Below are 9,315 nucleotides of genomic sequence, written 5' to 3'. Positions count from 1 at the left end.
GCGTGCTGTTCGGCCTGCCGATGCCGATGGCCCGCGCCATGGCCCTGCGCGGCGAGGCCGTCGGCCACGACCGGGCCCGCATCCGCATGCTGTACCAGCCCGAGCAGACCAACAGCCGCGGCGACGTGCACGGCGGCGCCATCGCCTCGCTGCTGGACTGCGGCCTGGCCGCGGCCGTCCGCTCGCACGACCCGGCCGCCTTCGGCGTGGTCACCATCGACCTGACGCTGCACTTCGTCTCGGCCGGCGGCGGCGACCTGATCGCCACCGCGCGCTGCGAGCGGCGCGGCCGCTCCATCAGCTTCGCCCGCGGCGAGGTGCACACGGAAGACGGCACGCTGGTGGCGATGGCCACCGGCACCTTCAAGCTCGTGGCGCGCGCCGCATCGACACCCCCCAGCCCATGAACACCACCACACCCACCTCTTCCTGCGCCGGCGCGCTGGCCGGCATCCGCGTGCTCGACATCTCGCGCATCCTCGGCGGCCCGTACTGCGGGCAGATCCTGGGCGACCACGGCGCCGACGTGCTCAAGGTCGAGCCGCCCGGCGGCGACGACACGCGCACCTGGGGCCCGCCCTTCCGCGACGGCGTGGCCTCGTACTACCACGGGCTGAACCGCAACAAGCGCATCCAGCACCTGGACCTGACCACCCCCGAGGGCCGCGAGACGCTGCTCGCCCTGGCGGCCGAGGCCGACGTGCTGATCGAGAACTTCAAGACCGGCACCATGGAGCGCTGGGGCATCGGCTACGACGTGCTCTCGCAGCGCTTCCCGCGGCTGGTGTGGTGCCGCGTCTCGGGCTTCGGCAGCGACGGCCCGCTGGGCGCCCTGCCCGGCTACGACGCCGCCGTGCAGGCGATGACCGGCATCATGAGCATCAACGGCGAGGCCGAGGGCGGCCCGCTGCGCGTGGGCCTGCCGGTGGTGGACATGGTGACGGGCCTCAATGCCGTGATCGGCGTGCTGCTGGCGCTGCAGGAACGGCAGAAGAGCGGCAAGGGCCAGTTCGTCGAGGCGGCGCTGTACGACAGCGGCCTGTCGCTGCTGCACCCGCACGCGGCCAACTGGTTCATGGACGGGCGCAACCCCAAGCGCACGGGCAACGCGCACCCCAACATCTATCCCTACGACGCGCTGCGCACCGGCACCGACCCGGTCTTCGTCGCCGTGGGCAACGACCGCCAGTTCGCCGCCTTCTGCCGCGTGATCGGCCTGCCCGGCCTGGCGCAGGACCCGAACTACGCCACCGCCGGCGCGCGCTCGGTGCACCGCGACGGCCTCAAGCAGACGCTGGAGGCGCAACTCGCCGCCTTCGACGGCCGCACGCTGGTCGACGACCTGATGGCCGCCGGCGTGCCCGCCGCGCCGGTGCTGCCGGTGGACGCCGCGCTGCAGCACCCGCACACGCTGCACCGCGGGATGGTGGTGGAGATGGAGGGCGGCTGGCGCGGGCTCGGCGCGCCGGTGAAGCTCAGCCGCACGCCGGCCACGTACCGCCATGTGCCGCTGACGCCGGGCGAGCGCTTCGAGCCCCTGCCCTGATTCGAGAGACGACCCACCCCATCCGTTCACGCTGAGCCTGTCGAAGCGCCGCGCGAGGCTTCGATCCTTCGACAGGCTCAGGACAGGCCAAGCTCGGCCCGAACGGTGGGTGTCGATCGAACGTCCACTCGTCCGGACCGCCGTCGCCGACGCGACGGCATGCGGGGCGATGCGGTGGCAGGCGTCATGCGCCGGCGCTAAGGTGCCTCCATCCCCCTCCGCGGAGCCCCCATGAGCACCCTCGAGTTCCTCGTCCGCAAGTCCGACCTGGCCGACACCCGCGTGCGCGAACGCGATGACGTGCCGCTCGCACCCGGCCAGGCGCGCATCGGCATCGACGCCTTCGCGCTCACGGCCAACAACGTCACCTACGCCGCCTTCGGCGAAGCGATGGGCTACTGGCAGTTCTTCCCGACAGGCGAGCCCGAGTGGGGCAGCGTGCCGGTGTGGGGCTTCGGCCGGGTGCTGCAGTCCACGCACCCGGGCGTGGCGGTGGGCGAGCGGCTGTACGGCTTCTTCCCGATGGCCTCGCAGACTGTGCTCACGCCCGGCAGGCTGGCGCCCGAGCGCATCACCGACGGCTCGCCGCACCGCGCCGAACTGCCCGCCGCCTACAACCAGTATTTCCGCTGCGCGGCCGACCCGCTCTACACCGCGGACACGGAGGACGTGCAGGCGCTGCTGCGCCCCCTGTTCATCACCTCCTGGCTGATCGACGACTTCCTCGGCGACAACGGCCTGCTCGACGGGCAGGCCGTCGCCGTGCTGTCCAGCGCGTCGAGCAAGACGGCCTACGGCACCGCCTTCGCACTGGCGCAGCGCGGCGGCGTGGAGGTCGTTGGCCTGACCTCGGAGGGGAACCGCGCCTTCTGCGAGCGCCTCGGCTGCTACACGCGCGTGCTCGGCTACGGCGAGCTGGACCGGCTCGATGCGCAGGCGCCCAGCGTCTACATCGACTTCGCCGGCAACGGCGAGCTGCGCCGCGCGCTGCACGAGCGGCTGGGCGGCCTGCGCCACAGCATGGTGATCGGCAACACGCACGCCGGCCAACGCGCGCCGCAGGGCGAGGCGAAGACGCTGCCCGGCCCGCGCCCCGCCTTCTTCTTCGCGCCGGCGCAGATCAGGAAGCGCACGGACGAATGGGGCGCCGAGGTGTTCGGACAGCGGCTGGCGCAGGCCTGGCGCGACTTCACCGCGCGGGCGACGGACGACGCGGCGCCCTGGCTGCGCGTGGCGCATCACCACGGCCCCGATGCGATCCACGCCGTATGGCTGGACGCGCTGCAGGGCCGCGGCGATCCGCGCACCGGCCACATCGTCTCGCTGAAGGCCGGCGCCGGCTGACGAAGGCCGCGGCGCACCGACAATGCGCCGATGCCCGATGCCCCCGTCTCGCCCCACCCCTACGCCTCGCTCACGCCCGACACGGTGCTGGATGCGCTGGCCGCGCTCGGCCTGCACGGCGACGGCCGGCTGGTGGCGCTGAGTTCCTACGAGAACCGCGTCTACCAGGTCGGCGTGGAGGGCCTGGACGACCGCCGCAACGTGGTCGTCAAGTTCTACCGTCCCGGCCGCTGGAGCGATGCGCAGATCCAGGAGGAGCACGACTTCGCGGCCGAACTCGCGGCCGCCGAGGTGCCGGTGGTCGCGCCGCTGATGCTCCAGGGCGGCACCGTGCATCACCACGCCGGTTTCGCCTTCAGCGTCAGCCCCTCGCGCGGCGGACGCGCGCCGGAACTGCACGACTTCGAGGTGCTGGAATGGGTGGGCCGCTTCCTCGCGCGCATCCACGCCGTGGGCGCCGCGCGGCCTTTCGTGCACCGGCCGGCGCTGGACCTGGCGAGCTTCGGCACCGAGCCGCGGGAATGGCTGCTGACGCACCACATGGTTCCGCTGGACGTGCAGGCCGAATGGACGCGCGCCTGCGACCAGGCCCTGGCGATGATCGCCGACACCCCGCTGGCCGACCCGCCGGCCTCGGGCCTGGCGACGCTGCGCCTGCACGGCGACTGCCACCCCGGCAACATCCTGTGGACGCCCACCGACCGCGAGGGCGGCGGCCCGCACTTCGTGGACCTGGACGACGCGCGCACCGGCTTCGCCGTGCAGGACCTGTGGATGCTGCTGGACGGCGAACGGCGCGACCGCACCGCGCAGCTGTCGGGCCTGCTCGACGGCTACGAGCAGTTCCGCGAGTTCGACCGCCGCGAGCTGGCGCTGATCGAGCCGCTGCGCACGCTGCGCCTGCTGCACTATTCCGCCTGGCTGGCCCGCCGCTGGGAAGACCCGATCTTCCCGATCACCTTCCCCTGGTTCGGCAGCAGCGACTACTGGAAGGGCCAGATCCAGATGCTGCAGGACCAGTGCGAGGCGATGGCGGAGCCGCCGCTGGTGGTGTGAGGCTCAGCCCTTCTTCAGCTTGAGCAGATAGATCAGCACGTCGGCCATCGAGCTGTCGAGTTCCACGAAGCCCTGGAAGGCACTGCCTTCCTGCCAGAACGGGTCCCAGTTGTTGCGCTTGACGGCCTTCTGCCAGGCCTCCGAATTGACCGCCTGGCGCACGGCCTGGAGCAGCGCCTGGCGCCGTTCGGCAGGCACGTCCTTGCCCGTGAACACGCCGCGCCAGTTGGCCAGATCGACGTCGACCCCCTGCTCCTTGAAGGAAGGCATGCCGAGAAAGGGGCGCTTGGACGACACGCCGATGGCGCGCAGGCGCCCGCTGCCGATCCCCTCGGCGAATTCGCTGTAGCCCGCGATGCCGGCGGCGGCCTGGCCGCCCACGACCGCCTCCACCACCTGCGCGCCGCCCGGGAAGGGCCGGTACACCAGGTCGGCCGTCCGGCCGGCCACGCGGGCGAGCATGCCCGCGAACATGTGGTCCACCCCGCCGGCCGAGCCGCCGGCGATCGGCGTGCGGTCCGGCCGGCTGCGCAGCTGCGCCACCAGGGCCTTGGGGGTGGTGATGGGCGAATCGGCCCGCACGACCAGCACGCAGTAGTCGCTGGTGAGCCGCGCGACCGGCGCCACCCGGGCCAGCGTAACCGGCGGCTTGTGCAGGGCGATCGCGCCCGTCATCACCATGCCGCCCATCAGGAGGGTGTCGGCCGCGCTGCCGTAGGCCTCCACGTAGCGCGCCAGCCCGGGCGTGCCGCCCTTGCCGCCGAGGTTCTCGTACACCACCTGCGCGGCGGCCCCGGAGTCCACCAGGGCCGCGCCGAGCGCGCGGCCCGTCTGGTCCCATCCCCCGCCCTCGTTGGCCGGGATGAAGATCCTCACCTGCGGCAGCGCCGCATGCGCCTGTCCGATCGGCATGCATGCCCCGATCGCGGCAGCGCCGAGCCCCCCGAGCAGCCGTCTGCGGCTCGTTCCGAGACCTTCCCGTGTGTTGTGCACTTCACAGCCTTCGTTGAGAAAGACCGTCCCTGGAGGCGGCTGGCTCGCGGGCGGCGGCCGTGGCCCCGCCGCGCGATGCGCCGCCCTTGTTGTTCGGGCCGTACTCTAGGAACGATGGCTGTCAATCCGCTGTCACCGGCCCGAGGGGTTTCCCTCGGCGGAGCCGGCCCGGCTCACAGCGGCAGGGCATCGGCCAGCCGCGCCACGCCGGCCGCCGCACGCACACGCACGTCGTCGAAGACCTGCATCCGTCCGAGCTCGCCGTCCTCGTACACGGTCTCCAGCGCATCGTCCGCAGGCATGCCCTCGGGCCCGTCGATCCGCACCGTGCGCCAGCCATCGGCCGCGCCGCCGGCCAGCGTGAGCCGGCCCTTCTTCGACGCCTTGGAGGCATCGCCCACCGGCTGCTTGAAGACCTCGCGCCAGGCGCCGTCCACCTGCATGGCGGAACACTTCATCGCCCACTGCAGGGTGTCGCGGTTGCACTGCTGCAGCAGGCCGCCGCCCATGCCGAAGGCGACGTTCTCGGCCGCGAAGCCGTGGTGGTGCAGGTTGGCCAGCACCGTGCGCAGCGAACGCAGGTCGATGCCGTCGCCCTGGATGATGCGCACCATCTTCAGCACGCGATACCCCTTGCGGTTGGTGGTGGTGCCGAAGCGCGCGGCCAGGATGTTCGCCACCTTCAGCACCGTCTCGGCCGGGTCGCCGGAGTCGGGCCGCACCACCAGCGTGGCGCCGCTGCGCTCGACCACCTCCTTCAGCTCGCCACCCCACAGGCGGTCGCAGGCGTTGAAGATGTCGTAGCTGTCGCTCACCACCGCGAACACGGCGCCGGGCTTGCCGAACTGCGCGACCATGTTGCGGTACGCGTCGGCCTCGTGGTCGCGGCCCCAGCCGGTGATGGTGCTGTGCTCGGCGGCGGGGATCGAGAAGCCCGCCATCTCGCAGCCGTACCAGCGGCGGCCGGCCACCAGCGCCATCACCGTGTCGGTGCCCTGGAAGTTGACCAGGTGCGCCAGCCCGCCCAGCGCCGCCGACTCGTTGCTCGACACGCCGCGCGCGCCGAAGTCGTGCAGCTTGAAGCCGATCTGGCCCTCGGGGTCGTCGCTGTTGGCCTCCAGGTAGCGCAGCAGGACGGCCTTGGCCGCGGCCGAGATCGTGGCCACCGTGGTCGGGTACCAGATGGCGCGCAGCAGCTCGGTCTCGAGGTAGCTGGTGAGCCAGAAGCAGTCCGGATCGGTGTTTTCCACCGTCGCCAGCACGTTGTGCACCGGCACCACGCTGCCCTCGGGCACGGCGCGGATGCGCAGCGGCAGCCGGCCGCCGTGCCGCTCGACCAGGCGCAGCCAGCCTTCGCGGTTGAAGGGCTCGCCATGCAGGCCGAAGATCGCGGTGGCCTCGTCCACGTCGTCGCGCGTGACGGGCGTGGACAGGTATTCGCGCAGCCAGGCATGCAGCCCGAAGAAGACGGCATGCCGGAATGCGCCGCCGCGCGACTCCACATAGCTGAACACCGTCTGCGTGCCGGGCGGGTACTGCAGCCAGTGGCTGGCCTTGTACGAGTCGGTGCGCAGCAGCAGGTTGCTCCCCAGCGGGGACGAAAGGTTCGAGGTCATGTGAAAGCTCCTTTCACGATGGGCGCCGTCCACCGGCGCCCGTTGCCATGGACTGGGCGTTGCCTCAGTTCTTGCCCAGTCCTCCCAGGAAGTGATTGGCGATGAAGTAGTGGTCCTCGTACATGCGCTCGCGCATGTCCAGGAACTCGGCCAGCGGCACCCAGCGGGCCTGGGCCGCGTCGTCGGCGGCACGCACTTCCGTCAGCCCCGTCCACTGGTTGTGCGCCAGCTCGAAGAAGAAGGCGTGCGTGATGGTGCGGCCGCGCTGCGAGCGCTGCGGCGCGTCGAAGACCTCGCGGCCCTTCACGCTGCCGTGCAGCACCGGCACCGGCACCTTCAGGCGCGTCTCCTCCTTCAGCTCGCGGATGGCGGCGTCGAGCAGCCGCTCGTTCTGCCCGACGAAGCCGCCCGGCAGCGCCCAGGCGCCGCGCCCCGGCTGGAACTTGCGCTGCACCAGCAGGATGTGGCCGGCCTCGACCACCACCGCGTCGACGGTGGTGAAGATGGGCGGGAACTCGCTGCCGGCGTAGCGGTACTTGTCGCGGTAGTCGTCGAGGAAGGCGCGCTCTTCCACCAGCGCGGCGTAGTCGGCCGATTCGGCGAACTGCGCGAGGAAGCTCGCCGTGCCCTCGGGCAAGGCGTCGGGCGGGATCCGGCCGCGCCGCTCGGGATCGAAGTAGAGCTGCCGCACCTCGGTCGCATGGATGCTCTGCACGGCCTCGTTGGGCACGAACTCCCAGCGGGGGAACAGGCGCAGGTAGTAGCTGCTCGCGTCCTTCAAGTGCCCCACCAGTGCCACGCGGGCGTGCGCCGGGTCGGCGCCGTCCTGTGCGATGAGGCGGTCCACCGCCTGCTGGAGGGAGGCGATCCAGAGCTGGTCGTTGTAGGGCGAATCGCCCACGCCGGCCACGCTCACGCGCATCTGCTCGGCCTGGCCATGCAGGCAGGCGCGCACCATGCGCTCGCGCTCGTCCAAGGTGAAGGGATTCCTCACGCTGCGCGGCTGGCGGTCGGAGCCGACCACGACGATGACGCGCCGGGCGACGCGCAGCGCCTGCTCGATCAGGCGCTGGTGGCCGTGGTGAAGGGGCTGGAAGCGGCCGATCACGACCGCATACGGGAACGGGTGCGCCGGCGGGGCGGCGGCTGGGCTGCTGGCGTTCATTCGGGAATCCCCCAAGAAAAGCATCCTTCGTGGATGCCGTGCGGCAGAAGATAGCAGCCTTCGCCGGCGCCGTCCAATTTAGTTGTTCTATGCCACTATATGTGGCGCGCATGCCTTCACGCGAATTGCACCTTGTCCAGCCCATAGGCCTTGTCGGCCGAGCCCGGCAGGGTGCGGAAGGCGACGTTCAGCCGGTTCCAGGCGTTGATGGCCATGACGGCGAAGGTCAGGTCCACCAGTTCCTTCTCGGAGAACTGCGCGCGCGCCGCCTCGTAGTCGGCGTCGGGCACGCCCTGCGGCGGCAGCGTGCTGACCACCTCCGTCCAGGCCAGGGCGGCGCGCTCGCGCGCATCGAACAGCTGCGATTCGCGCCAGGCGGCGACGTGGTGCAGGCGCAGTTCGCCTTCGCCCGCCAGCTTGGCCTGCTTGACGTGCATGTCCAGGCAGAAGCCGCAGCCGTTGACCTGCGAGGCGCGGATGTCGACCAGGTACAGCAGCTTCGGGTCCAGTTCGGCCTTCTTGACCTGCAAGCTCAGCTCGACCATCTTCCTGAAGAGTTCGGGCGAGGTCTGCGAGGCGTTCAGTCGTTGGTTCATGGTGCTTTCTTCCTTCGGTGGTTGAGAAATGCGGACGGGATGCCATCAAGACGGCGCAGCCGCCCGGTTTGTGACAGCCGCCGGCGCAAGCGCGGCCGAGCCGCTAGCATTCAACCCTCATGACCGCCGCCGATCCGATCCGCCTGAACAAGCGCATGGCCGACCTGGGCCTGTGCTCGCGCCGCGAGGCCGACGCCTGGATCGAGCAGGGATGGGTCAAGGTCAACGGGCAGGTGGCCCCGATGGGGCTGAAGGTGGGCCCGCAGGACCGCATCGAGGTCGACCGCCGGGCCCAGGGCCAGCAGGCGCAGCAGGTGACGATCCTGCTGCACAAGCCGGTGGGCTACGTCAGCGGCCAGGCCGAGGACGGCCATCCGCCCGCCGTCACCCTGGTGCAGCCGCGCAACCACTGGCGCGGCGACGCCTCGCGCACGCGCTTCGCGCCGCAGCAACTGCGCGGCCTGGCGCCGGCGGGGCGGCTGGACATCGATTCGGTCGGCCTGCTGGTGCTCACGCAGGACGGCCGCGTCGCCCGCCGGCTGATCGGCGAGGACTCGGACATCGAGAAGGAATACCTGGTGCGGGTGAGCTTCGGCAACGTCGCCGCGAATGTGCAGGCCGCCTTTCCCCGCGAGCAGCTGGCGCGGCTGCGCCACGGCCTCGCGCTCGACGGCCAGCCGCTCAGGCCGGCCCGCGTCGACTGGCAGAACCCGGAGCAGCTGCGCTTCGTGCTCACCGAGGGCAAGAAGCGCCAGATCCGCCGCATGTGCGAGCTGGTCGGCCTGAAGGTGGTGGGCCTCAAGCGCATCCGCATCGGCCGCGTGATGCTGGGGCAGCTGCCGCAGGGGCAGTGGCGCTACCTGGGGGCGGACGAACGCTTCTGAAGCGGCGCCAACGCCGCGCCGGGCCCCGGCACGCGGTAAACGGGCCGCAGCGCGCTCCGCGCTAGATGTCGAGCACCAGCTTCTTGCCGGTGCAGCGCGACACGCAGATCATCAT

Annotated in this window: 9 protein-coding genes; 5 read left to right on the top strand and 4 right to left on the bottom strand. The window is 71.4% G+C overall.

Translation table 11 applies throughout. The annotated features are described in order from the left end of the window. Window positions 1–2 precede the first annotated feature (2 nt). The 4 genes from ACIY1X_RS21300 (at window position 3) to ACIY1X_RS21285 (ending at window position 3,946) form a co-directional block, all read left to right on the top strand. Window positions 3–407: a PaaI family thioesterase gene (locus ACIY1X_RS21300; protein ID WP_399684468.1), complete on the top strand. Its 405-nt coding sequence runs from the start codon at window positions 3–5 to the stop codon at window positions 405–407. Continuing rightward, window positions 404–1,546, top strand: a complete 1,143-nt coding sequence (locus ACIY1X_RS21295) for a CaiB/BaiF CoA transferase family protein (RefSeq protein WP_399684465.1) — start codon at window positions 404–406, stop codon at window positions 1,544–1,546. The genes ACIY1X_RS21300 and ACIY1X_RS21295 overlap by 4 nt, the downstream gene beginning before the upstream one ends. Window positions 1,547–1,777: 231 nt before the next feature. Next, window positions 1,778–2,890, top strand: a complete 1,113-nt coding sequence (locus tag ACIY1X_RS21290; RefSeq protein WP_399684462.1) for a DUF2855 family protein — start codon at window positions 1,778–1,780, stop codon at window positions 2,888–2,890. Window positions 2,891–2,920: 30 nt separating this feature from the next. Next, window positions 2,921–3,946 (top strand): serine/threonine protein kinase, encoded by a 1,026-nt coding sequence (locus tag ACIY1X_RS21285; protein ID WP_399684460.1) that lies wholly within the window; start codon window positions 2,921–2,923, stop codon window positions 3,944–3,946. A gap of 3 nt (window positions 3,947–3,949) precedes the next feature. Here ACIY1X_RS21285 and ACIY1X_RS21280 read toward each other — a convergent pair whose 3' ends face one another. The 4 genes from ACIY1X_RS21280 to ACIY1X_RS21265 all read right to left on the bottom strand — a co-directional run bounded on the left by ACIY1X_RS21280 (window position 3,950) and on the right by ACIY1X_RS21265 (window position 8,316). Further along, window positions 3,950–4,858 carry a Bug family tripartite tricarboxylate transporter substrate binding protein gene (locus tag ACIY1X_RS21280; RefSeq protein WP_399684457.1) on the bottom strand — a complete coding sequence of 303 codons (909 nt, stop codon included), beginning with the start codon at window positions 4,856–4,858 and terminating at the stop codon, window positions 3,950–3,952. Window positions 4,859–5,112: 254 nt separating this feature from the next. Further along, window positions 5,113–6,555 (bottom strand): nicotinate phosphoribosyltransferase, encoded by a 1,443-nt coding sequence (locus ACIY1X_RS21275; protein ID WP_399684454.1) that lies wholly within the window; start codon window positions 6,553–6,555, stop codon window positions 5,113–5,115. A gap of 64 nt (window positions 6,556–6,619) precedes the next feature. Further along, window positions 6,620–7,720, bottom strand: coding sequence for a bifunctional nicotinamide-nucleotide adenylyltransferase/Nudix hydroxylase (locus ACIY1X_RS21270; RefSeq protein ID WP_399684451.1), 1,101 nt, complete (start codon window positions 7,718–7,720; stop codon window positions 6,620–6,622). Between the two features lie 116 nt (window positions 7,721–7,836). After that, entirely contained in the window at window positions 7,837–8,316 is a 480-nt protein-coding gene (locus ACIY1X_RS21265; RefSeq protein WP_399684448.1) for a carboxymuconolactone decarboxylase family protein, read from the bottom strand. 119 nt (window positions 8,317–8,435) lie between these two features. On the opposite strand from ACIY1X_RS21265, the gene ACIY1X_RS21260 reads away from it, so the two are divergent. Further along, window positions 8,436–9,200 (top strand): pseudouridine synthase, encoded by a 765-nt coding sequence (locus tag ACIY1X_RS21260; RefSeq protein WP_399684445.1) that lies wholly within the window; start codon window positions 8,436–8,438, stop codon window positions 9,198–9,200. Window positions 9,201–9,315 lie beyond the last annotated feature (115 nt).

This window comes from Xenophilus sp., from assembly GCF_044462705.1.
Classification (GTDB): domain Bacteria; phylum Pseudomonadota; class Gammaproteobacteria; order Burkholderiales; family Burkholderiaceae_C; genus Xenophilus; species Xenophilus azovorans.
The sequence above is the reverse complement of the archived record's forward strand: the minus strand, read 5'-3'. Positions and strand labels throughout refer to the sequence as shown.

What these genes read in the sequence shown, in the direction of transcription:
- ACIY1X_RS21295 (WP_399684465.1), top strand. Translation starts at nt 404, where the DNA reads ATGAACACCACCACACCCACCTCTTCCTGCGCCGGCGCGCTGGCCGGC.
- ACIY1X_RS21280 (WP_399684457.1), bottom strand. Translation starts at nt 4,858, where the DNA reads ATGCCGATCGGACAGGCGCATGCGGCGCTGCCGCAGGTGAGGATCTTC.
- ACIY1X_RS21275 (WP_399684454.1), bottom strand. Translation starts at nt 6,555, where the DNA reads ATGACCTCGAACCTTTCGTCCCCGCTGGGGAGCAACCTGCTGCTGCGC.
- ACIY1X_RS21260 (WP_399684445.1), top strand. Translation starts at nt 8,436, where the DNA reads ATGACCGCCGCCGATCCGATCCGCCTGAACAAGCGCATGGCCGACCTG.
- ACIY1X_RS21290 (WP_399684462.1), top strand. Translation starts at nt 1,778, where the DNA reads ATGAGCACCCTCGAGTTCCTCGTCCGCAAGTCCGACCTGGCCGACACC.
- ACIY1X_RS21270 (WP_399684451.1), bottom strand. Translation starts at nt 7,720, where the DNA reads ATGAACGCCAGCAGCCCAGCCGCCGCCCCGCCGGCGCACCCGTTCCCG.
- ACIY1X_RS21265 (WP_399684448.1), bottom strand. Translation starts at nt 8,316, where the DNA reads ATGAACCAACGACTGAACGCCTCGCAGACCTCGCCCGAACTCTTCAGG.
- ACIY1X_RS21285 (WP_399684460.1), top strand. Translation starts at nt 2,921, where the DNA reads ATGCCCGATGCCCCCGTCTCGCCCCACCCCTACGCCTCGCTCACGCCC.